The organism is Pseudomonas sp. YNh (genome assembly GCF_037993085.1).
GTDB classification, from domain to species: Bacteria; Pseudomonadota; Gammaproteobacteria; order Pseudomonadales; family Pseudomonadaceae; genus Aquipseudomonas; species Aquipseudomonas putida.
The window spans coordinates 1-23,190 of record NZ_JBBMRJ010000046.1 but is presented as its reverse complement, the minus strand read 5'-3'; the positions used below and the strand labels follow the sequence as shown (position 1 = coordinate 23,190).

23 protein-coding genes and 1 pseudogene are annotated in these 23,190 nt (G+C 58.1%); 7 read left to right on the top strand and 17 right to left on the bottom strand.

The window, feature by feature from the left end:
• Positions 1-240: 240 nt before the first annotated feature.
• Positions 241-722: pseudogene (locus WF331_RS27785) on the bottom strand (transposase); the annotation flags it as partial.
• Between the two features lie 987 nt (positions 723-1,709).
• On the opposite strand from WF331_RS27785, the gene WF331_RS27780 reads away from it, so the two are divergent.
• From WF331_RS27780 to WF331_RS27760, 5 genes are all read left to right on the top strand, one after another.
• On the top strand, positions 1,710-2,177 hold the full coding sequence (locus WF331_RS27780; protein ID WP_340623510.1) for a hypothetical protein: 468 nt from the start codon (positions 1,710-1,712) through the stop codon (positions 2,175-2,177).
• Positions 2,178-2,242: 65 nt separating this feature from the next.
• Positions 2,243-3,028, top strand: coding sequence for an RES family NAD+ phosphorylase (locus WF331_RS27775; RefSeq protein WP_340623509.1), 786 nt, complete (start codon positions 2,243-2,245; stop codon positions 3,026-3,028).
• Between the two features lie 472 nt (positions 3,029-3,500).
• Complete coding sequence (locus WF331_RS27770) at positions 3,501-4,469, top strand: hypothetical protein (protein ID WP_340623508.1); 969 nt, start codon at positions 3,501-3,503, stop codon at positions 4,467-4,469.
• A gap of 9 nt (positions 4,470-4,478) precedes the next feature.
• Positions 4,479-4,835: an STAS-like domain-containing protein gene (locus WF331_RS27765; RefSeq protein WP_102689571.1), complete on the top strand. Its 357-nt coding sequence runs from the start codon at positions 4,479-4,481 to the stop codon at positions 4,833-4,835.
• A gap of 8 nt (positions 4,836-4,843) precedes the next feature.
• Positions 4,844-5,398 carry a type II toxin-antitoxin system VapC family toxin gene (locus WF331_RS27760; protein WP_340623507.1) on the top strand — a complete coding sequence of 185 codons (555 nt, stop codon included), beginning with the start codon at positions 4,844-4,846 and terminating at the stop codon, positions 5,396-5,398.
• 169 nt (positions 5,399-5,567) lie between these two features.
• On the opposite strand, the gene mobH is transcribed toward WF331_RS27760, so the two are convergent.
• Positions 5,568-7,286, bottom strand: a complete 1,719-nt coding sequence (gene mobH, locus WF331_RS27755) for a MobH family relaxase (protein WP_340623506.1) — start codon at positions 7,284-7,286, stop codon at positions 5,568-5,570.
• 222 nt (positions 7,287-7,508) lie between these two features.
• Here mobH and WF331_RS27750 point away from each other — a divergent pair, with 222 nt between their 5' ends.
• Positions 7,509-7,703, top strand: a complete 195-nt coding sequence (locus tag WF331_RS27750; protein WP_102689568.1) for a DUF7740 domain-containing protein — start codon at positions 7,509-7,511, stop codon at positions 7,701-7,703.
• 127 nt (positions 7,704-7,830) lie between these two features.
• Positions 7,831-8,196 carry a histone-like nucleoid-structuring protein, MvaT/MvaU family gene (locus WF331_RS27745; RefSeq protein WP_102689567.1) on the top strand — a complete coding sequence of 122 codons (366 nt, stop codon included), beginning with the start codon at positions 7,831-7,833 and terminating at the stop codon, positions 8,194-8,196.
• Positions 8,197-8,282: 86 nt separating this feature from the next.
• Here WF331_RS27745 and WF331_RS27740 read toward each other — a convergent pair whose 3' ends face one another.
• From WF331_RS27740 to WF331_RS27670, 15 genes are all read right to left on the bottom strand, one after another.
• Complete coding sequence (locus WF331_RS27740) at positions 8,283-9,221, bottom strand: ArdC family protein (protein ID WP_102689566.1); 939 nt, start codon at positions 9,219-9,221, stop codon at positions 8,283-8,285.
• 708 nt (positions 9,222-9,929) lie between these two features.
• Positions 9,930-10,295 (bottom strand): DUF3085 domain-containing protein, encoded by a 366-nt coding sequence (locus WF331_RS27735; protein ID WP_102689565.1) that lies wholly within the window; start codon positions 10,293-10,295, stop codon positions 9,930-9,932.
• Positions 10,296-11,113: 818 nt separating this feature from the next.
• On the bottom strand, positions 11,114-12,652 hold the full coding sequence (locus WF331_RS27730) for a conjugal transfer protein TraG N-terminal domain-containing protein (protein WP_102689563.1): 1,539 nt from the start codon (positions 12,650-12,652) through the stop codon (positions 11,114-11,116).
• 9 nt (positions 12,653-12,661) lie between these two features.
• Positions 12,662-12,967 (bottom strand): hypothetical protein, encoded by a 306-nt coding sequence (locus tag WF331_RS27725; protein WP_102689562.1) that lies wholly within the window; start codon positions 12,965-12,967, stop codon positions 12,662-12,664.
• Positions 12,964-14,319 carry an integrating conjugative element protein gene (locus WF331_RS27720; protein WP_102689561.1) on the bottom strand — a complete coding sequence of 452 codons (1,356 nt, stop codon included), beginning with the start codon at positions 14,317-14,319 and terminating at the stop codon, positions 12,964-12,966. The genes WF331_RS27725 and WF331_RS27720 overlap by 4 nt, the downstream gene beginning before the upstream one ends.
• A complete protein-coding gene (locus tag WF331_RS27715; protein WP_102689560.1) occupies positions 14,319-15,290 on the bottom strand; it encodes a TIGR03756 family integrating conjugative element protein in 972 nt (323 codons plus the stop codon). The genes WF331_RS27720 and WF331_RS27715 overlap by 1 nt, the downstream gene beginning before the upstream one ends.
• Positions 15,291-15,512: 222 nt before the next feature.
• The gene (locus WF331_RS27710) at positions 15,513-18,254 is read right to left on the bottom strand and encodes a conjugative transfer ATPase (protein WP_340623505.1); all 2,742 of its coding nucleotides are present in this window, start codon (positions 18,252-18,254) and stop codon (positions 15,513-15,515) included.
• Positions 18,254-18,673, bottom strand: a complete 420-nt coding sequence (locus tag WF331_RS27705) for a TIGR03751 family conjugal transfer lipoprotein (RefSeq protein WP_102689558.1) — start codon at positions 18,671-18,673, stop codon at positions 18,254-18,256. Before WF331_RS27705 ends, WF331_RS27710 begins: the two co-directional genes overlap by 1 nt.
• Positions 18,636-20,144, bottom strand: coding sequence for a TIGR03752 family integrating conjugative element protein (locus WF331_RS27700; protein WP_232862536.1), 1,509 nt, complete (start codon positions 20,142-20,144; stop codon positions 18,636-18,638). The genes WF331_RS27705 and WF331_RS27700 overlap by 38 nt, the downstream gene beginning before the upstream one ends.
• Complete coding sequence (locus WF331_RS27695) at positions 20,134-20,940, bottom strand: TIGR03749 family integrating conjugative element protein (RefSeq protein WP_102689581.1); 807 nt, start codon at positions 20,938-20,940, stop codon at positions 20,134-20,136. Before WF331_RS27695 ends, WF331_RS27700 begins: the two co-directional genes overlap by 11 nt.
• 2 nt (positions 20,941-20,942) lie before the next feature.
• Positions 20,943-21,581: a PFL_4703 family integrating conjugative element protein gene (locus WF331_RS27690; protein WP_096426381.1), complete on the bottom strand. Its 639-nt coding sequence runs from the start codon at positions 21,579-21,581 to the stop codon at positions 20,943-20,945.
• A complete protein-coding gene (locus WF331_RS27685; protein ID WP_102689556.1) occupies positions 21,578-21,979 on the bottom strand; it encodes a TIGR03750 family conjugal transfer protein in 402 nt (133 codons plus the stop codon). Before WF331_RS27685 ends, WF331_RS27690 begins: the two co-directional genes overlap by 4 nt.
• A 7-nt stretch (positions 21,980-21,986) precedes the next feature.
• Entirely contained in the window at positions 21,987-22,364 is a 378-nt protein-coding gene (locus tag WF331_RS27680) for a TIGR03745 family integrating conjugative element membrane protein (RefSeq protein WP_102689555.1), read from the bottom strand.
• Between the two features lie 15 nt (positions 22,365-22,379).
• Positions 22,380-22,619, bottom strand: coding sequence for a TIGR03758 family integrating conjugative element protein (locus tag WF331_RS27675; protein WP_102689554.1), 240 nt, complete (start codon positions 22,617-22,619; stop codon positions 22,380-22,382).
• Entirely contained in the window at positions 22,606-22,935 is a 330-nt protein-coding gene (locus WF331_RS27670; RefSeq protein WP_306277887.1) for an integrative conjugative element protein, RAQPRD family, read from the bottom strand. The genes WF331_RS27675 and WF331_RS27670 overlap by 14 nt, the downstream gene beginning before the upstream one ends.
• Between the last annotated feature and the right edge of the window lie 255 nt (positions 22,936-23,190).

Sequence of the window (23,190 nt, the reverse complement as noted above, 5' to 3'; positions counted from 1 at the left end):
GTCCCCGCCGCGATCTCGACGATCAGAAGGTTAGACAATCGCAGGCGTTTTCACACAGCCTGGACCCAGGCCGTGTGAAAACGCGCTAGATACCTCGAAACTGAGAGTCGCGAGGGATGCCTATGGAATCCGCTGGCGGAAGCGCGAATGAGCTCAGTTAGTGACATAGACGTTCATAATGCCGTTTGGGCCGCGTCAGCGGCCCAAACGGCTTCGAACTGGCGGGCCAAGCGGCTGGGTTCACGCCCTGATCGCCTCAAGCAGTCCTGCGATGTCGAAGATGCTCATCATTCGTTTGAGGTTGTAGGCGAGCACATGAAGGCTCATCTCAGTGTTCACCCTCGGCAGGGTTTTGGTCAGGAAGTGGGTACTTCCCATCCAGTACTTTAGCGTTCCGAAAGGATGTTCAACAGTCTGTCGACGAACCCTCATCATCGCTGGATCATGTTCTAGACGAACATGCACGCGTCGACTACAGCCTCATGTTCCCAGCGCTTCACTCGGCGCTCCTTACCCGTCGTACATTGCTTTTGCATTGAGCAGGACTGGCAGCCTGAGAAGTAGTAACAATGCAATAACATGCCGTCGTCCATCGACGAATGCCGCCTGGTTAGTAGCTGCCCGGCAGGGCATCGATACTCGTCCGACGCCGCAAGATAGATGAAGTCCTGCTTACCAAATCGGCCTTCGGCTTTGCTGCCAGATGTGAGGGGTCTCGGTACGACTTGCCAGTACGTATGCGGGTGGGAGTTGTATAGCTGGTGGAAGAATGGGTCGTGATCCAAAAATGCACGTCGAGTTAGCTTGAGTAAGCCCTCGAAAGCGGCTTCACCTTTATCCCCAATGCGCAACTTGGTCTTACGCTCCAGGTTCCCTTCGTAGTCGGTTTTTTCGTCGTTCAGTTCCGGTATCTTCAGCGTTTCGCGAGCGATCGTGATTGGCACACCCTCAATTTGGCGCACTTCATTGATCTCGTTCATGTAGTAGCCCGCGTCATGCACATAAACTGTGAACTCTTCGTGCAAGTGCGGCAGGCCCCAGTCGCGCACCTCATTCTGCTTATTGACCGCGTGCACGATGAGGTCTTTATTAATGACGTCGGGTGTTATGAGGTACCAGTTTTTTATTCGCGTATCACCAAGGATCGATTGAAGACCGGTTGCGTAATTTCTCAAGCTGTTCAAGTCAGTTGTTATTTTTTTGCGCTGATGAGCGTAGAGTTCTTTACGCTCATAGTGAAAGTCTGGGCAGTAGCATTGAAATGCATGGCCGGTTTCTCGGGTAAATCCCTCAATTCCGAAATCACCACCTGAGGCCGGGACATGCTGATAGCCCTCAGCAGCATACTTTTTTTTAAGAACGAGCTGCATCAGTGCTTCCCAACTAGGCCCGTTGAATGCCCCAATCGATGTGTTAATCAAAACTCGACCGCCCCTGCCTTTTACCGGTTAGTCCATTCCGAGATTGAGCTGTCGAGCGCCGTCCCGGTGTCGCTAAATAGTGCTCGACGCTATCAAAATGCTGGCACAGGGTCTAGCATCCGCTCGATTTTGCAGATTATTGATACTGTCTATAAATACAGTTGTCGTCGTGTGATGAACGGAAGAACATCGCGCGCAGCTGCAACTCCGATGCTGGTGCTAGGCCAGGTTTGCCCTTTGCTTATGTCAATGAACGGACTGCAATGACTAATTACGCTTGCCGGGTGTGTGACCGAGCGTTACCTGCAGGAGGCACTGGATTTTCAAGTGGAAGTTCAATGCGGCTTCTGCGGGCGAGAACTGGGCGTTGTAGAGCTGGACGAGTTGGTTGACCACTGCGAGGCAGCGCTTTATGCTAGCTTCCGCTATGTCCGTCAGCCTGACTCGGTGCTGATCTACGAGCGCGAGCCCTTCGGAGAGCACCTGCATCAAGTCCTGGTCAGAATGCTGAAATGCTCCGTTGACCTGGTACTGGCCATTGCAGAGGCACGTCCTGAGGCGGGGAGTGATCGGGATGATGATTCCTTTTTCAATGAGGGCATTACCCCAACCTCCGAGATGTCTTCAGCTTGGGCGGAGATGGAGCGCACATTGCGCGACGAGGCCAGGTTCGTGAACCCAATAGCGGCTCGCGTGCTTGAGGAGGTGTTTGGAGGAATTGAGCAGCTCCAAATACAAGGCTCGGCGTCCATTTGACGAGCGGCCCAGGACTACCACTCGATCGCTTCACGCGGGCTTGGATCTTTTGCAATGATGATGCTGTGGCTGACGCTCTGTCGCATCCTGAGCAATTCTTGGGCGCTCCTCCTCCAGGAGTGGGTGGTGCGGGTCGGATGAATGCCAAGGGCGTATCTGTCTTTTACGGCGCGACCAATGTACAGACGGCCATCGCTGAAGTGCGCCCGCCGGTGGGAAGCCTGGTGGTGTCGGCCACATTCAGCGTGACCCGTGAACTACGTCTGCTTAACCTCGGCGCCTTGAACGATATCCGGCCGGATCAGACACATAGCTATTTTCAGCCGGAGCGCATGGAGCAGGGGCAGCGTTGTGCTTTTCTGGCTGCGTTGCGCGAGCAGTTGTTGCTGCCGGTAATGCCCGAAATGGTTGAGCAGGGGTACCTCATTACACAAACCATCGCTGATTTCTTGCCTACCCATCCGAAACTGAACCTGAACGGCATCCTGTTCCCCTCGATACAGGTGTCTCAGCATGGCAGAGCCCCGGCGGGGCACAACGTGGTCCTCTTCACAAAAGCTTCAGGTGTGCATCGGTGCGATGAAATTTACGCGGCAGGTCAGGTGAGCCTCTGGGACTCTAATGAAGACGGCACCTTCTTCACTCCTGAGTTTTGGCCTGGGGAAGATCAGCCCCGCGGGTCTCTAGATGATTTCAATCCAGGCATACAACCCAAGTGGTACCCGCCGGCTCTTGAACTCATTCGTAGCGAGATCTCCATCCATCAGGTGAAGGGAGTGCTCTTCGATACGAAAGACACGGAGGTCGATTATCACGGCGATCCAGCGCGGTGCCGCTTGAAGGATTTCTGAGGGAAACTTGAACAGTTGTCAGATGGCCGCGAGCCCACGAAAGTGCATCAAGTGAACTGTCCAATGGGCAGCCCCCGTCGCTTTCCGATTGATGATTTGGAGCGAGTCATCCCGATGCTTCGGGAAGCGAATTTTTTGCTGCCGAGCTTCAACCCGCCAGAGCTTGGTCTGCGTCACCTGGTCTGGTCCGTCTGGGCCGAGTAGGAGGGCGTGAGCACGATCATCTTGTCGGATCGCAATGACGCTTCCGCATCATTTAGCCGGGCCAAGGCAATGAGCCCCTAAACGAAAAGCTACTCAGCCACTCTACGGCAGTGCTGAGGGAGTATTGAACAGGCTACTGATGTCTATAGCCTCAAGCGCAGGGATGCGTCAAGATAGGCTAGGTTAGGGCTGAACGTAGGCTCAGAGCAGTGTTGAGTGCTTCGGTAAAGAATTGCTTATCGATAGACACCGAGGGAGTGAGGCTGGGATGGAGCGACAGAGATACAATATCCACTTGCCGCCGATCAGAGATGACCTAGCTGGATATAAATATTTAGCAAGGTTGACAGAGGCTGTGCTTTCTGAGCCGCAGCACTACTTTGTGTTTAATTTTTCCAAGTGTTCAGTTATAAGTCATAATGGCATAGCTGTAATAGGCGGTCTATGCAATTATTTGAAGCAGCATCGACTGGCCACTCGCCGCGGAATACTTTCCATTTTTCCTAAGCTTCTTCCATTTGATAGCGTAGGATTTGATTTTTCTACGATGAATCAGAAAATCATGAAGAGATTGCGGGATGTGGGTTTTTGGAATTATGTTCATCCAGCCTTTGGTATAGAAAGGGGGGTGGATTACATCGGGTATCGTGAGCATGCTGAGGTTCTCGAAGACTCTCTGATACTAGATCACCTTCAGGATAAGTGGCTGTCTGATGAAAAGCTGTCGCTGTCTGCAGCGCTAAAGGGGGTGATTGTTAGTAGTATTTATGAAATATTCGTGAATGCTTATGGACATGGTTTGAAAGATAACCCGAATGGTCAAAGTGTCATTTCCTGCGGTTATTATGAACCAAAATCAAAAAAGTTGTCATTATCTGTTTTTGACTTGGGTAGCGGAATTGTAGGGTCGGTTCAGAGGGTCTACCCAGATAAGGATGGGAAGACAGCTATAGCTTGGGCATTAGAAATGGGTAACTCTACCCGGACTGATAGTCCGGCTGACATGCCCAGAGGTTTAGGTTTTGGAATACTAAAAAAGTTTGTGGCGTTGAATGGTGGTACGCTTACGGTTTGTAGCGACGAATTCATGGCATCTATTGATAGTCGTGGCGACTATGTAGTCCAAAGAGTTCCGGGTAAGCTTTTAGGTACGCTTGTAAGCATCACGGTCAATTGTGATGATAAACACTATAAATTTAAGTCGGAGATTGTAGAGGATGTTCCGGCTTATTTTTGAGGGTGACACATGAAAAATATAGTAATTAAAGATGTTGTTGGCGGTAATGCGGTTTCTATGTCGGCCGGTACGAAGTTGAAAGAGTTGATTTTGAACTCTTGGGCTCGCTCCGGTGAGGGTGATGAAAAACTCGTGCTGGATTTTTCAGGAATAGAAGTTTTTGCGTCTCCGTTTTTTAACGCAAGTATCGGTGCTTTGCTTAAAGATAGAGAAATCAGTGAGTTGCAGGCGCGCCTTGAGTTTGAGGGGATATCAGATCATGGTAGGAATATCCTTAATCTTGTGATTTCTAATGCTATAAAGTTCTATAGAGACAAAGGCGGTGCTGTAGGTCGTGGATTGGACAATGCAAGGAAAGGCATGTAGATATGTGGATGGATATCAAGAAAAATAAAGCTTCTTCAGAGCATGGCTATTTTGTGGATACAAATGTTTGGTATTGGGCAACGTACGCCGCCTCGAAAACATTTTATGGGAATGCACCCAGGGATTACCAGATTTTGCACTATCCTGAGTTTATTCAGGATGCATTGGATGTGAAGGCTAAACTGTATTACTCACCTTTGGTTTTGGTGGAGCTCTCAAGTCTGATTGAAAACTCTGAATTAGGGATTTACAGGGCGTTAAATAGCTCCCCCAAATTTCCGATCAAAAATTTCAGAGGCATTGAAGCAGAACGAAAAGCTGTTTTAAACGAGATTGACAACGCATGGGCACAGGTTAAGGGTATGGCTGAGCCACTCCCTCTAGGTGTGGGAGCGAAAGTGGATGACTCAGTAATGGGCTTGATCAGGGATTTTAAAATCGATGGATATGATGCTCTGTATTGTCATTTTATGAAAGAGTCAGGAGTGGCTAATATTTTAAGTGATGATAAAGATTTTAGGTCTGTGGGTGGTTTGAGCTTGTATAGCTGTTATGAAAAATAGATGAGGTTTTGTGAGCTCTAATTTTTATTTAATGCGATGGCTGGCTGCATAGTTTAGCTTTACGAGGGGCATGCCCACTGCCGGCTGTGTCTCAGAAATATCACTGTGCTGCATAGTAAAGCCCTTGGGTGATGTTTTATGTGTGGTGCTTTCGTGTGCCCTATCTGGACTATGAATGCAGTGAAAGATAGGGATTGTCTTGCGGCGGAAGACAGTTCAATGATTTAGCATCGCGTAGTAGATACCCGCTCAAGATGCTGGACTTACGCGGGCCTTTAACTGTACAAGCCCAGATGTTTTGCCCGTTCTTCTGTTTTTTGTGAAGGCCTATCCGCTCGAAGTTGCGTTGCAACTGCCGCCACGCTTCATTTTTTTCAATTTCCGAGTTGCAGTTCAAACACTCAGCGACATAGCGTTGGAAAATGCCCGGTGTGACCAGGAAAAAAGTACCGTCCACGGTGTGGACCTTGGCCTTGATATCGTTGATCACTAAGCGATGACTGTTAACTCCCTCGCGCAGCCACTCGATAAAGGCCAGCCCCACGGAATCCTGTGGTGGAGCAGTGGCAGATTGAGCCTTCTCAACAGCTGATCCACTCTCGCGTTCGCCCGGCACTTGCAACATGTCCATAAGGTCGTCGAGGTAGTCGAATTCCTGATTCTGCAGCACGGCGCCGGCTTGTGTTGCTTCTGGTGTTGCAGGCGGCTGATCCGGGGCCGACTCGTTGGTTTCGCTGGTCGGTAGTGGACCGTCCATCATCGGCTCTACCGTGCCGCTAAAGTAATCTGGCCTCGGCTCATTGGCCCAGATCAGGCTCGGCTGCAGGCGAAGAAAGGTAAAGCGATGTTGCCAGTCATCGTCAGCCACGGTGGCATTCCATACCGCTTTGCCCTCCGGTGTCGCATCCACCAATCCATGTGATTGCAGCTCATCGAACAAGGCGATGTTGGAGGAGGGTATGCCGTCGACCGCCTGAACGAGCAGGTAAGCGCGCAGTTTGTCGGTCGCAGCCTTACTGACCAGCCACAGATGGTGCTCAGTGAGCCAGCCGGCCGCACCGGGCTGGTTGAGCTTAAACTCGTTTTTGACCAGGTGGCGCAGGCCCGTGAGCATGTGATGCTGCAGCGAGTGTTTAGGTGCCTGCAGGGCCTTGGTGGGGTTGGCGCCGATGTTCTGCGCGGTGGAGACCCGGTCAGCTTGCAGCACCAGTTCCCCGAGGGTGCCGGCGTGCTCGTAGTGATTGGCTAGCAAAAACAGTAGGTGGCCCCACAGAATTGGATAGTTGCTGAGCCAGTCGAGCTGACGGGACGTCAAAACCTGTGTGTACAGCAGCCCGGCAGCTGCGCCGTGAAGCTTGTAGTCACGACCGGCGACGTAGCGAAAGCGGTAGGGCTGAGTCAATGGCCCGTGCCAGGGGTGCCACACCTCACCATTCTGATACTCCACCTGCACGTCAACGGCAATTTTGCCAATGTCGTGGAGCAGGGCGCCGTACGCAATCGCCGCACTCCAGGCGTCGGCCTGCGCGGCCTGGTCTTCCGGTGCGGCGCCGCTGGGTAGCAGGTACGACTGGCGCAACTTCAGGCTGCAGGCCACCAGTTCCAGTCCGTGGTCCAGCATGCCGCCTGGATAGGCATGGTGGTGGCTTTCGCTGGCGGGGAGTTGCTGCACATAGCTGGCGTAACGGCGGATCGGATCAAGGTAGAGCTGCTCGAACTGCGGCTCGGAGAGCGCTGTGTATTGCCAGATGCGCTGCAGTAGCTTTTTTCGGTGTTCGGCACCTAGCAGGGAATCAGAGGTGAGTGGGAGGAGAAATCCCTCGGGCGCTGAAGCGAGCGTGGGGTCCGCGCCATTGCCTTTTTGATGTGTGAACCACCAGCGCTTCATTGCATTACCTGCTTTGCATTCAGAAGGTCCTTTTGCTTTTTCGGATAGGCCTCTTACCCTTGTGCCCCCTTACCATTGCCGCCGTTACCCTTTAACGCCTTGAGCCTTTTCGCGAACGCGAAAATTCGAAGCCTGGTGCATCGGGTTACCTGTGGTACCGGAATGGCCTGTCCTTTTCCCGGGAGGTAGACTGTCCGATATTATTTCGAGGAATGTGGCCTGATGACGTTGAGCGATGCCATTTTGATCGTGCTACTGGCTGACCGGATTCATGGGACCGATGCTGCCATTCGGTCGGCCGCCACGCGTTGCGCGAAACTGTTGCCACGCAGTCAGCGCGACATGCTGTTTAAAATCGGCAATAGTGCCGCACCTCGTGAACTAGTGGGGCACCTTTGCCAGTTCTTGCCGGACTGATTAGTCACATAGATATGTGCACATTTTGAGAGATGAAAAGTTAGCTGGAGAGTGAGTTAACGCTCGGCTAGTACTTGTGCCTCAGGTAAGATTGCTACACATGTCCCAACCCTAGGAAAGATTTCACATGTCCAAACTTGCCGAATTCAAAGCACTGGAAGCTCAACTGGCTGCTCAACTTCAACAGCTGGATGCGATGAAAAACGATTCCGGCCTGAAGCAGGAAATCGAGTTTGAACAAAAGCTCAAGGCCTTGCTGGATGAGTACGGCATGAACCTGCGCCAGGTCATCACCATTCTCGACCCGTCCAAGGGCGTAAGCGTGAGTACTTCCAGCGCCTCCACCGGCGCTCAGCGCAAGCCGCGTGAGGTCAAGCGCTACAAGCACCCGCAGAGCGGCGAGATCGTCGAAACCAAGGGCGGCAACCACAAGATCCTCAAGCAGTGGAAGCAGGAGTACGGCTCGGATGTCGTCGAGAGCTGGGTGCAGTAATCGCATGCTCAATTGTAGCGACCGATGGTCGGCGTTGCAGGCAAAATAAAGGCCCCGGTTGGGGCCTTTCTATTTGAGGTGAAAAGTCACGCCGTGAGCCGTTCGGTCGTCTCGCTGGACTGATCGGACTGCAGTGCCACCAGGTACTCGGACGCCTCACGCGCCTGTCCACTGGCGCGGAAGATGGCCCGCTTGTCTTCCTTGAGGATCTTCAACCAGGATGCCAGGTACTCTTCGTGGCGCAGCTCGCCCTGGGTGCCGGTGAGGGCGCAGAGAAATGCCGCACCCATCTCCGCGACCAACTCCTCGAAGGCGTACGCCGCAGAGCCGAAGGCGTGCCCGGCAGTGATGCCTTCTCGGTTGAGGCGAGCGTGGTGACCCGACCAGTGCGTCAGTTCGTGTAATGCGGTTGCGTAGTAGCTGCTGACGTCCACAAATTGGGCCTTGGTGGGCAATTGGATGAGATCCCGGATCGGTAGATAGAATGCGTCATCCCCGTAGCGATGCTCGATACGTGCGCCGCTGGCGGCCAACAGTCGCTCGGCAGGTGCATGATCGATGAACGCCACCGGATCTGCACTCTCCTCGTGCTGCTGTTCCTCGTTGGGTAGTCCCTCGGTCTGTTCGATGTTGAACAGGCAATGCGTCCGTAGCAGTGCGAACTGCACCATCTTGACGTTACCTTGCTCATCACGGACGACCTGACCGTCTTCGTCGTGCGCTTCCTTGCTCATGGGTTTGTACAGCACCGCGAGGGTCGATTGTTCGCCCTTGCGTACGTGACCACCGGCTTTCCGAGCCTGGTTGTAGGTGAGCCAGCGATCCTGGCGGTACCCGCGCAGGCGGGCTTCGGCCCATAGCAGTGGAATGTTGATGCCGGCGTACGGGCGCCGAGTGATTGCGTTGATGGGGAAAGGTGCGTCAGCACTGGAGCCTGAAGTGGTCCAGGGTTTGATCCAGGGGATGACCCCTTGGCTCAGGGCACTGACAATCTTGTTGGTGACATCCAGGTAGATATCGGACATGACGTTCTCCAGTCAAAGAAGGGGAACGCTGCCCGGCCGGGAAGGGTTCCCGGTGGGGTAAGTGGACAGTGGTAGTGCGAGTGTTCAGGTTGATGAGATGTCCACACCGATCTCATGTGGCAACCTGATGTGCAGAAAAACAGGACCGGCCTCTGGCGTGATGTGAGTTACCAGTAGTTGAGGGGCAACCGTCGATGAGCGTGAGTCGCTCTGGGAAGCTTGACCGAGCAGCAACTCGATCGACTGGCGCCAGTGGCGACGGTCTAACGATGCCAGGGCAATGCCCAATACGACTTGCAAGCGCTGCCCTGATTGCTCGACTGCGTCAGTAGCCGTACCAACCTCGGCGATGAATTGCCATATGCCTGGGCTCAGGACAACGGCAGGTAAGGAGCGGTTCTTCCTGGACACTGGTGCCTCCCGGGAGCTGATCCGGCGATGGCTTCACGAACAACTCGGGGGAAGTCCCATCGCCACAACTCACACTGTGAACTGGGCGTGTCTAGGCATTAAAACGCGGTTTCCTGTGAGGGCAATACCCGATAAAGGGCAACGAGCAGTGCAAGTTTCCACCCGCTTCCAGCAAAGGCTTTCCATTCGAAAGGTCCAGATGAACGGCTGCTGTCGGCGTAAAGATTGAAGTGGGCGAGATCCCAGAGAGGCACTGGCTCGTGCATCCCTGGGACATCGCGGGTGTTGCGAGAGCATTCAGGATTTCCCGGAGCTGGCAATCTCGGCAGCGATGTACAGGTGCGTGGATGTGGCTTCAACTACCAGCGACCCGTTGGTGCCGCGTAGGCTTTCCAGTACCGGATCATCAAGGTCGAAGTACTCGGCAAAATCGTCGCCACCGAATTCACTGCGTGCGCGATTCCACCAAGCGTCGAAGTCGTCGACGTCAGGGTTGCAGCCCATGGCGTAGGCGATGTGTTTGCGGCTACCTCCGTCGGGTTTGCTTTCACCGAACTCGGACATGAGGTAGACACCGTGGTCTTTGACCAGGATGACTCGGCAGCCGATGACGGCCGCTTCGGTCAAGACGGCGTGAAGTTCAGCTCCTGTGAAGCGCAACATGGTGAGTTCCTCCAGGCAGTGCGGAGGAATGCCACCCATGCGGGAAGAATTCCCAGCACGGAAATGGAAAAGGAGCTTCAACGAAGCAGGGCTCCGTGAGGCAGATGTGAAAGAGCGCTCATCACCGCGGGAGCGGTAACCGGGCGAGCCACCGAACGCTAATCGCCCTTGGGACAACCATCACGGGAGTGACGTGGCCTTGAAGGTTGTGGCCACCTGGGGTGCTGGTTTTCCAGCGCTTGCCTGTGCGGTTTATCAAGCGGGTCGGCATAACGTCAATGGTGATTTTCAGAAGAGTGCACTGCATCAATCCATGCAGTACCACTGGCGATCAGCAGCGTAAACCAAGTGATCAACGGTCATGGAAATCCGCAGGGGAGGAGTAAGCTAAGGCTTGGATCCAAATTGTTTATAGCGGTTTGACCGCACGTGCGGTGAAGTAAATGGAGGTGGGAAAATGGCGACCCCAGCGTCCTCAAACCCCAGCCGTACTTCTTTCGGCAAGTATTTGATTCGTGCCGCAATTAGCGCGGGTCGATTGGTGAATCAGCTAGAAGCCAGCGTGCTGCATTCACCGATGTTGGCGAGCGTTCCGTTTGGGTATCGCCGGCTCGGTATGCAGATTGTTAAGGTGATTCTTTTGCTTGCTGTCGCATCAGTCGCTTTTTTCCTGGCGATCGGAACGGTTGCTCTGTGGACCCTCGCGGCGCTGCCCATTAAAAGTGATAGGCAACCTCGGATATACGAGGTAAGTCATCCCCAGCACCAAAGCAAATATCCTGAGATGTACGATGATAATGGGTCTCCTAGATAATCAATTATCTTAACTTTTTGGCTCCCGATATGAGTTGAGAAGATCCCTTATCAGCCTGTACCTGGGCTCCTTCTGATCCGCGAGTGAAGAGCGTCTGGACACCGCTGCCTACGTTGTATCCCGCCCAGCTCATTACACCGAGGAAAAACATTGGGAGTACGAAGAACATGGCCCCCATCACGTACTCAATCACCTGCGCGGTGACCGTCCCATCCAGGAAGCCTGCCGTTGGCAATGTTAAAAGCGCTTGGTCCGTGGCAGAGACCTGGTGGTACAGCGTGTCGAGCATGCTCGAGTCGATCCACCGGGCCAACTCCCACCAGAATGTCAGCATGTGTAGGGTGAATAGCGCGAAGGTGATCGTCATCAACGCTTTGAGTTGGTAGGTGCTGATCAGCAGTACCAGTGGCAAGCTGATGATCGTGCCCATGATCAGGAAGGCCTGCACCATTGGCAATGCAGTGCGCAGCGCATTCATCGCCGGGAAGTTGCTGAATGAGCCCAGGGCCAGGCCGGTGTTGGTGGCGAGGTTGTTGAGCCCTTGCGTCAACGAGCCGCCTCGGGCACTGCTGCCGTAGTCCTGGAAAACCTGGCCAGGCGCCATGCTCAATGACTGCTGGCGGGGGCTCACCAGTTCACGCAGGGTGGCATCTTCGATTTCGGTGGAACTGCGCCCGGTCAGCCAGCCGCGCAATTGCGTGAGCAGATTGGGATCGACCTCGGCGACCAGGCGGTCGCGCAAGCCGACCGTGGCATCGCTCCACCACTGCTTGCAGGTTGGGTAGCCCGCACCGTTGTCCAACCGAGGGAGGGAGGTGTCCCGCGTCTCGTCATACGGCCAATCAACCCGGGGCGTGCGCGAGCGATCCGTGTCGTAATAGCCAGGCGTGTTGAGCAGGTATGTCGAGCCAATCCAGGACGCATCGTAGCTCTGCGATTCGTCCAGCTCAGGGCGGTTGGTAAACAGCCTCGAGCGTGAAAAGCCGTAGCAGTCGCGGGTGAAATCGGCGACTTCCTGCAGCAGCACTTGGTCGTTGATCCGGGAACTGTCTATCTCCATCCGCATCGCGCGGATGTCGGGTGCGCAGGGAATCGACGCTGTGGCGGCGGCGGTAATGCCCTTGCTCATGGCATGCACCAGGTACCACCACACCGGCACATTCGCCGATTTCTCGCCGATGGTGTTGAAGGTTGTTCCCCAGGCCGTGTCGGCGGGCTTGGCCATGGAAACACCACAGCGCTGGCTCGCCGCACCGTCGAAGGTTACGGAGGACAGGTTGAGCGGGAAAAACGGCATGCAGCCAAACAGGATGACGACGTAGCTCATCCACAGTCGGTTCTCGACGCGGGGGATCGACAGCAAGCCTTTGTTGCCCTCGTCGGCCCCCTGTTGGCGGGCGGATAACCACTCCTGGAGGATGATCGCCCCAAACGGCGCAGCGAACAGCCCGGTGTCTGCCAGCGTGTTCCAGATTCCGTTGTTGATGATCCACGCCAGCAGCGACAGGTAGTATTCGAGGTAGCTGTTGGTGCTCATGTTCATGGCTGCACCTCACAAGCGCGACAGTTCGACCAGGACGATCGCGCCGAAACCGATCAGGCCCAGGCGTAATAACCGTTGCTGGTCTTCCGAGCTTGGCCGCAAGCGGAGTGCTGCGGTCCAGCCGGCGAAAATCAGGGTGTACAGTAGGGCTCGCCAGTAGGCGAGAAACGGCGTACTCCCCCGTGCCTCCTTGATCCATTCCAACTGGGGCCCGCTCAATTGCAGCGCCATCGAGGCAACCAGCAACATGACCATCATGACGGCGAGGATCAGCAAGCCCCGAACGACCGAGCTTTTCACAGAAAACGGCATCATGGCGTGCTCCTTCCCTGATCCGCTCGCTGCAGGCGGTCTGGGCGTGGATCGCGCTGGTCGATATTGCGTGAGGCATCGGCGCCGCCGGCGTGGCGATCGAGGACCAGGCTGGCGGTGTTGGTGGCTAGGGCTTGGCGAACCTGCAATTCCGTTTGCAGCAGGCGGATCTCGCGCTCCAAGGTTTCGACATTGCCGTTGAGGGCAGTGGTGGCGGGCTGCGCCGACGCCACATTGGGCTCTCGGCTACCGGCGAGAAATGTGCGCTGCAGCAGCATCGCTTTGTAGATCACGCTCGACAACGCGGTCTCGCTGGCCAAACGTCGGGCCAGCAGGTTCTGGTCGGGGTCATCGCGTAGGCCCTCGATGACGCCACGCGAGACCTGCAGCAAGGGGCTGGAGACTTTGGCGAGGTTTTCTGGGGTGGGCTCTTCTGCGCCCGACAACATGCGCTGCAAGCCTTCGAGGTGTTGGGTGTAGGTTTCCTGGATCAGTGGCGTGAGACCTACACCCGCGCTCACGCGCAGCGTCTCGCAATCGTCGCAGGTCTCCACCTCGGTTTCGCCGAGCACCCGGGTTGCCCACTCAGCCGCCTCTTCGGGGTTCGACCAGGCCTGGCAAATCGCGCCGTTTTGACAACCTGAACCGACCGCCGAGGTGTCCTCGACCGAACGGTTGTGCAGCAGGTTGTAACCCGCCTTAACCACGTCCGCGGTCACCCGGATCGGCGCCTGGCCATGGCCGCCAGCTTTCTGCCCGCCAATCCAGCTGACACCCTTGTTGCCGTTGTTGGATTCGGTGTCTTTCACCGCAGTCACGGCATCACCGTCGGACTGCTCCAGGTTGTGCTGCATTTCCTGGTTCTGCGCCAGTGCTCCCCAACCGGCCTGATCCACCTTGTCAGCCATCTTCGCCGCCATCGCCTGGCAGGTGAGTTTGGAGCGGTCGAAGTCGATGCGTCCCTGCAGTACGCCGTTGCTCAGCAGTTCATACAGCCCGGGGTTGGCGCGCTGGATGATCATTGCCGGCAGCGACATCACCGCCTGGGTGGCGTTCTGGATGACGTTGCCCATGATCTGCTGGAAGCCCTGGGTGGCACCGTTGAGCTGGTTCTGCAGGGTGTTGGAGAGGTTCATGTTTCCGCACATCATGTTCGCGCGCCAGGACAGGCCGACGCCGAGTCCGCTGGGGCGGTAGAGCGAGGAGGGCGCGCCCGCCGCCGATCCGCCACCGATGGTGTACATCACCCGGTCGTCCAACACTTGGGCTTGGTCGCCCAGGTGGTAGCCATTCTCGGCGGCGTGGCCGGCGGCGCATACGAAGAGACATACCAACCCGAACGAGAGGGTGTTCATCACTGGCCTCCATCAAAGTCGATGCTGAACAGGAAGGTCTGCCCCATGCGTTGGCAGCAGCGATACGGCCGCCACAACGACCAGGCGTAGGCGCCCTCGGCACTCTGGACGGTGGCGCTCGGGAAGATGGCGCAGGTGCTCTGCATCATCGGTGCGAGCAACTGCCAACGGTGGTTGTTGATGTTGTTCTCCATCACCGGCAGCGGCGGCCAATAACCGGGCGATGGCATCGGCTGCAGCGGCAGATACACATGCGGCTGACCAACGCGGGTGATGAAGTCACTGGCGCGCTGCGCCATCACTGCGGCGGCCTTGAAGTCGTCGGGCTGTACCAGGAAACCCTGTCGTGGGTAAATGCTGCCCCACATGTTGCCGAGGGCTTGGCTACCGATCTCACGCATGCCCGGAATAAGCGCTTGCGGATAGACGGACTCGGGGATGGCGTGGCGCCAGGCCAGTGGATCGAGCGTGCTGAGGTAGTAGGGCGCAAGTGGCACCGCCCCGCTTGGACATGCATAGCCGAAGCTGTGTGCCACGGCAGTCAGTGCAGCGCTGCCAGGATGTCCGATGCCGTCGACATTCTTGAAGCGGGGCAGGTTGTTGCGCTGCGGCGAGGGTGTGATCAGGTTGCCCCCGCCTTGCGACAGGGGTGTCTGTGCCGAAAGACCGGACATCTCGCCCCAGGGGTTATTGCCGGTGTCGGAATAGCTCGACACCACCAGCTCAGGAATGAAGTGACGGACTTTGGGCGAAGTTCTCACCGTGCAACCAAAGGGCGTACACAGCAGCCAGTAGCAGATCCCCACGATCCGGTACTCCAGACACTGCAGCGACGCGACCGAGGCAATGATGGCGGGAGTGGTTATCGCCAGGCACTGCTCGGCAGCCACGAGCAAAACGATCGCGATAAAGCCGCGACCTCGGCCAGATCTCTTTGGCTGTGGTGTACGACATGGGGCGGTCAAGTTCATCGGTAGCGCTCGGCAAGTGGCAACGGTGTGCATCCATGCGCCGAGTTGCAGCATCACGGATCAGGCAGAGGAGTGGGGCGGACAAACCGAGACTGGTGCCTTCGGTTTCTCCAGCCGGCATGGTGAGGACTGCAATTCGTCCTAAATTACCAAAGGAGTACATATGTACTCCTATCGGGTTTTATTGATCGGCAGGCCACAGAGCATCGTGGGCCACGAGGTTCAGGACATGCCGCGCAAGCGATCGATGTCCGCCGCAATCCGAAGTGCGGCCTCCAGCTCGGATAGCTGATGCGCTTCCATCAACCGCCAGCGCTGGGCCTTTTCTTCGGGTTCGGTCATGGCCAGGGTGAGGTACAGACTCGGCGGGACTGCGCGAAACAGCGTCTCCAGCTGCTTCGACAAGACCACGCCCTCGGTGTACTTGCCAGAGGCCTTGCTCGCTGACAACAGCAGGGTCTTCTGTGCTGGCGTGAGCTTCTTGAAGCGCGCGATCTCTTCGATCTCCGCCGGCGGCATGTTCAGGCAGATCCACCATTCGATCATGTTGAGCATGGTCTGCGCCGCATCGGGGAAGTCGGCCAGGTTCTGCGTTGCCAGCCAGAACCAGGCGCCGAGCTTGCGCCACATCTTGGTACCCTTGACCACGAAGGGCGCCAGCAGCGGGTTCTTGGTGATGATGTGACCTTCGTCAGTGACCATGATGATCGGACGACCGAGGTATTGATCGCGTTCGGCAAGGTTGTTCACCGTGTTCATCAGGCTGATGTAGCTGATCGACATCTGCGCTTCATAGCCCTCGCGGGCATAGGTGGCGAGGTCGACGATCGTGACATCGCTTTCCGGCCAAGGGGTGCCTGGTCGGTCGAACAGCGCACCCTCGAAGCCCTGGCAGAACAGGTCGATGGACTCGGCCATTTCCTGGGCCCGCTCACGACGCTTGTCGGGCAGGTGGGCGTCGCTGGCTACCGCTCGGAGGGCATCACGGACATGGCGCGTCATGACCTGCTGATCGCTGGCCGCACAATGCCTGGCCGCGTCGAGGATGCATTCGCGGATCAGGCTGCGGTCAGCCCGGGTGAGGCGTGCCTCTTCCTTGGCTTCGCCCCCGGTGATCATCAGGCGGGCGGTGATCTCCAGCTCGCCCAGCACATCGCGCTGCTCGTCACTGCCCGAAGCGTCTTCATCCAGGTCTTCGGTTGAAAGGCTGGCGACCTGATCGGGGCGCTCGATCAGCCGCCGAGCATCGGCGAAGGGTGCCAGGCTCAAGCCGCTGCCCGGTTTGAGCTGGACCTTGTTGACGGTCAGGCCCAGAGTGGCGAAGTAGTCGCCCTGCAGGCCAAAGGAGTTGCCGGCCTCGACGATAAACAGCCGCGGCCGATACACCGCCATGACCTGCATCAGGATCGAGACCAGGGTGGCCGACTTGCCAGCGCCAGTCGGGCCGAACAACAGCAGGTGACCATTCATGGAACGGTCGAAGCGCGACAGGGGATCGAACGACAGCGGCGCGCCAACTCGGTTAAAGAAGGTGATGCCCGGATTACCGGTACCGGTGCTGCGCCCCCACAGTGGCAGCAGGTTGGCAACATGCTGAGCAAACAGCAGCCGGGTGTACCAGTTGCGCGTGTCGCGTGCGGGGTTGTAGACCATCGGCAGCCAGCGCAGGTAGCTGTTGCACGCGGCCACCTCATCGCCCTCGCGCACCGGCTGCAGGCCGGCACCGAGCAGCACGTTGGCGGCCTGGATCGAGCGCTGGCGCAATTGCGGCTCATCGGCGCCACGCAGGTACAGTGCCAAGGTGCCGCGGTATAGCTTGTGCTGGCGGCCAATCAGCGCGCGGGCCTCTTCCACGTCCTGGCGGGTCTGGGTCGAGGCCAGGTTTTCGCCGATAGCTTTGCGCGCCAAGCGGTTGAGTTGCTCCTCGAGCACATCCTGAGGTGTGATGACCAAGGTCAGGCTCATGACGGCCTGCTCGGGTAACTGGTCAAACAGAGCGTTGAGCGCTTCACCCTTGCGGGTCTCGCCGGTCAGCTGGCCGATGTGGGGTGGCCTGCGCAGTTTGTCGACCACCATCACCGCGTGCGGCTGTTGATCGAAATACCACAGCCCCTGCTCGCTGTCCGAGCGTGGCTCCTGAAAGAACAGTCGCTCGGCAAAGTCGTGGTCGAACGGTAGCGACAGCCCATCGCCGTCATCGATCTCCGGGTAGGGCACGCGTCGATAGAACGCCGCTGGTGATTCACCGGTGAGAGTCGGGGCCGGATTGAACCACGGCAGCAACCAGGCATAGAAATCCTGCCCCGTCAGCCGCCGAGGATTGACCCCGCAGGCCTGCAACGAGGCCATCAGGCGATCACAGGTCCTTCCCAGCAATTGAGCGGGGTTTTGCCCTTCGTCGTCGGCCTGGTCACCGAGCCAGCGATAGACCACCAGCCGAATCCGTCGATTGCTGCCGCGCCAGGGCAGGTGCGACACGACATGGTCGTCGAACAAGCCGCCTGGCTTGGCAATGGCATCGAGGTGGTGTTGCATCGAGGTGAGGAAAGCTGCAGTGAAGGGGGTGCCTGTCGCCCGTGGTACAACGTACTGTTCCAGGCGCTCCAGGTACGGGGAAAAATCACTGTCGTCCTGACAGAAGAACTGCACCACCCACGGTGCCTGATCGAGCTCGTCGAAGCTGTCCTGCAGCGCATCCTCCAACGCATCGCGCGCCGCCATCAGCCACTCGGGCTCACGGCCTTCGGTGCCGATCGGCTGCAACTCGAACACGGCGCCCACCGAGCGGTTATCGTCGAGCAGAAAACAGTGCTCCTCCTCGAGGTATTCGACCCAGGGCAAGTGGTCGGTGAAGCTGGGGTTGTGTGCGTACTGCGCGGCTTCATCCGCACGTGTCGCGCGCCGACGTTGCGCCGCGCGCCAGGGCTGCCAGCGCGGCGACGTACGATCTGCATCCTCGTCCATCACAGATCGTCCAGGCGTTCGCCGGGGAGTGCGTACTGGACCTTCTCGTACAGCGGAAACACGGTCGAGTAACCAGGCACCGGCGTCTGCTGCGTGCCGGCCAGGTGCGGGTAGACGTACATCACCAGGTCGGGATTAGGCAGGCGTGGGAACTGGGCGCGGATCTCGTTGGCGGCTGTGCGTGTGTAGGCGTTCTGGTCCTTGATCAGGCGCTCGGGATCGAGCACTGGTCGGCGCAGTTCGCCCCGAGCCTCCTGCAAGTGCTGCTGCGTGCCGACCGCGCCGCCGCTGTTCCAGATATCCAGCATGGTGTGGTCGCCGTGGGGCAGCATCTCGTCCTTGCTGGTGGTGCAGCCTGTCAGGTGCAGGCTCAGCAGCAGGTTAATCCAGGTCCAGTACCGAAACGGATGGGGTTTCATGATTCACTCTCCGGCCTTTGGGTTCGTAGTCGATGCTGATTTCGTGATCTAGGTGCAAGGCCACCTTGGCCCCCGGCGGGACGTAGATCGCGGCAAAGGCTTCGCCGTAGAGCTTGTTGATCCAGTCACGAATGTCGCCGATGCCACCGCTGATGACAGAGTTCAGCGCGCTGTTGCCGCTGTTCTGCGACAGCCCCAGACTGCCGCTGGCCGAGTTGATGAACGAGGTGTTGGTTTGCTCGCTACCCAGCGCTGCCGCGAAGCCGGCGCCGGCCGCAGTGATCAGGCTCTGGCTGCCCAAGTACTGTTGGGCGTTGGAACGGCGCTCGCCGGCGATGCAGGGAATGCCGTAAGGGTCGGAGATGTAGCCCAAGCCCCCGCGGATCTTCTCGGTGTCCGAAGTCTGGGTACTGCTGCGGTTGCGGCTGACCACCTTCTGCGGCTGTGGCACCGTGCGAACGGTGCCGTCGCTGAAGACGAAGGTGATCGACTCGACCTGGCCGCGTACGCAGGACAAGGTCCAGTCACCGGCCGCAGTCCCGCTCATGACCGCACCGACCACGTCGGGCAGGTCGATGCCGTTGGCGGTGAGGTTGTCCGGCCCCACCAGCACCTTGAACGGGTAGGGATCATTCACTGTGCCGTCCACCGGCACTCGGCCAATGAGGGCGGTCATGGCGATCGAGCCCATCAGGGTTGAGTTTTCCGGGAGGGTATAGACTGGCTTGGCTTCCTCGGTCCTATCCTGAACACTTTCAAGGTCACGCTCGCCCTTGGCTACGGCGCGTAGATGGTCCTGGCCCCGGTCAATCGCATTGTTGTCCAGTCCATGCAGATCCTTGAACTTCGACGTCAGCGACGACAGCGGCCCCTCAGCTTTGCTGGCCCCCTCCGGGCCAGCACGTGTATTGGACGGCTCGATCCACTGCACCGTATCCGCCGGCGGTTGCGCTCCAGAAAATTGCTGCTCGTCACCCGGCTCGAGACCAAAGCCCACGGGTACGTCGGACTTCGCGGCCGGCTTGTTGGTGAGCTGGTCTTTCAGCCGGGACAGCAAACCTTGGGTCTCGCGGTGCTGCTGCTCGGCCTTCTGCCTGGCATCGTTGGCCTGCTGGCGCTGCTCGGTGACCTGCTGGGTGACAGTGCTCAGCGTGCTTTGAATGCGACTGTCGATATTTCCCTCGCGCGTGCGCAGCCGGTTATTCTCGGTCTGCAGGGTCTCGTTGCCTTTCTTCAGCGACAGCATCTCGCTGCGCATGGCCTTGACCTGGCCAATCAGCGTCGCCACGGTGTCGCGCGGCGTGTCGCCGGCAATACCGAGGGCCTTGGCCTGTTCCGGGCTGAGGGCAATGTTTTCGGGATCATGGGCAGGTTCAGCGTCTGGCGCCGCCACCCAGGATTTGCCGATGATCAGCACAATCCCCAGCAGGACTACCGGTACCAGCCATTTCAGCAAACCGTTAGCTTTCATGATCGGCAGCCTCCGGCGCTGGCGGTGGCAGCAGCAGTGCGTGCTTCAGGTCGCCGCCTCGTGTGATGAGGTACGCCACGGTGGTATCTTCAGGTGTGCCGGCGTGCCCCAGGAACTCGTGCTGAAAGGTGGCGGCATACAGCGTGGCCTGCAAGTGACGCGGGTCCAGCGTGACCATGGTCGGCCCACGGTTGACGATCTTCACCGCAGTCACCCAGTAATCACCTAGCCGCCAGGCGGCGAGCCCCTTGATGGCCACGTGCTCGGTCGGCAGTAGGGTGCTGAACCCAGAGAAGTCGCCCAGTGGGACCCGACGCACACCTGGCAAAGGCGCCACGGTGCGCAGCGGCGCATACAGGTTCTGCGCCGCGAAGCGGGTCAGCACAACCAGTACTGGCGTCACTGCCGGTGCTGCGTCCTTCGCTGTGTCCACGTCTGGTGCCTGGGCCTGAGCAACGATCTTGACCGGCTCCAGTGTCTCGCTGCCCTCGAGTGCTTCGATGTCGACCAGAATGATGTCGCCTGACTTCACCGACTGCAGCTGCAGTCGGGTCGGGGGGATGGCTTCCGACGCACGCAGGTACACCGTTCCGCCGACCGACTGCACGCGCAGCTTGCTGCTGATCGCACTGGGTAGTCCGACGCGGACATCCTCATCGAGCATCAGGATACGTTCCTGACCCACCGTCAGCGGCACGGCCAGCGGCAGACGGTCCCAGTACTTGACCTCGACGGCGGCTGCGGCTGAACACCAGCCGGCCACCGTCACCAGAATCAGGATCAAGACACGCATCATCATCACGCACCTCCAGGCAGCGTCAGCTTCTGCGGTGTGCCTTCGTAGCAGTCCAGGGCCAAGCCCCACTTGTTGTGCTCGGGATCGACGTCGAAGCGCACCACGCGCAGGGGGTAACGCACGACCACGCGCTTCACCGGCTCGGCGGCGTAGTACTCGTCGGCATTGAGGTCGAGCTTGACCAGCCAGCTGTGCTTATCCAGCTGCTTAACCCGCAGGTCGGGATCATCGCTGTAACCGCGGCCCAGTACCTCGTACACCCCACGCACACGACCGCGCAGTTCGCCGGCCGCCTTGCGGTACTCGAAATCGCCGTCAAAGAAGGTCTTGCACGCCGGTGTCAGGTAGGGCTGCAGGGCGAAGATGGCGCGGTGGTAGTCGACCTCGCCGTCGGTGGGCCAGCGGTTGAGCTGGCCGAAGATGTACAGGGCAAAGGCATAGATATTTTCGGGCGGCACGTCCCACCATTTGCGAGTGCTGCCGGAGCGCAGATCCGGTGGCACATGAATGGTCAGTTCGGAAGGGGCGGACTGCCAGCCGAACCACAGCCCACTACACAGCAGTGCCAAGGTCGCCACAGCCAGGCGTAGGCTGAGGATATGCGCCTGCTGCGCATCGACTTTGTTCCGGAAGCGGCTCATGGGGCGATCCTCATAGGCCGGCGTGTGCGCCGGACCGCCCACGGGCCTGAGTGCAGGATCAGGTACTGACTGCCGATGCCCCAGTGCGCTGCCAGCTGCCATTGCAGACGTCGGTACAACCAGGTTTCGGGACGAGCACGCTTAGCCCGACGCAGAAGCTTGCCGCCACCGAGCAGCACCAGCGCCATACACAGGAACATGCAAGTGGGCAGGGTGGCGATGGAAACAGTGGCCACCGCCAGCGGCCCGCCGAGGACCATACCCAGTACTGCGCCGACAATCAGGGCGACCCACATCTCGTCGTTGGTAAGGCCGCGCAGGACCGCAGGATCGCGATTAAGGCGTTCCGGCAGGAAGGTCAACGTGCCGTCGGGGAGGGTAGCGGGGACGTAGTACATGGCAACCTCACAGGATCGTGGCGGCTTTTGTCAGGAACCACAAAATCACCACCACCAGCAGTGCGCCGGCGCCGACCACGGCGCCGAGGTCCTTCCACGTCTTGCGCTGGTTTTGCACGTCGGCGTAGACCGTGAGCGAATGCCAGGCCACACCCAAAAAAGCGAGGGTTGCGATCAAAAGGCCTAGTAGGATGCCGCCGTCGTAGGCGTAGTTCTTGATGGTGTCAATTAGTCCAGTGCCTTCGCCGCGGGACGGTGCTTCCATGGTGGGCAGATCAGCTCTGGCCAGCGTCGAGCTCAGCAGCACCAAACCGCCGAATAGGGCTTTTCCAAAGGTAGCCCGCAGCAGGGGCAGCGGAAGGAGGCAGCGACGGGAGAGTTTCATGGCAGGATCTCCAGATTACGACAGCATGAAAAACATCAGCACGATCAGGGCTAGGGCCAGACGCAGCGTGCTGCCGCCTAGCGCACCGAAATTGAGATTGCCGGCCGCCCAGCCGCGGTAGCCGGTCCACAGCGCCCAGGTGCACCAGAGCAACGCGAACACCAGCACCGATGAGCGCCATAGCAGTGAACTCGACTGCGGGGTAAACCCAGCCACGGCGGAGAATGCTGTGAGTTGGGCGTCAGTCATGCTCATGGCAGGGGCTCGAGTGAGGTGCTTCAGCACGGTACTGACCTGTCAGCTCGACTAGGTCAGCTGGCTGTGCGCGTGAGGGCGACAGATAGTTTTGGATGCCTTCACGTATACGTTCGAGATCTGCCGAAAATCTTGGATAGTCGAAGCGATAGCGTGCTCCATCGAGATCATCCGAGCCGCGTGACGCACGATCGGCCAACAGCTCGATAGCAGTGAGCCGTTGTTGCACAAGTCCGAGATCCGAGCGCTCGCGATTTTCTTGTGCGACAGCCGGGGGTGTCACCAAGCAAGTCACAATCAGGGGGAAGGCATACATCCTCATGGCGGGCTCCAGAGCAATCTCTGTTCGTCACCATTACTGCGCGGGCGAGTTGAAGCACGAATTAAAAGGATTCTCGACGTTTCGCTTTAAGGCGAGGTCGGAGGGAGCGGCGTATAACTGACGTTCAGCCATTGAGGATACGACTGCTTCCGCTACAGCGAGTGTCTGTCTCCGACAGCTTTGGGTCCAGGCTGTGTGAAAACGCCTGCGATTGTCTAACCTTCTGATCGTCGAGATCGCGGCGGGGAC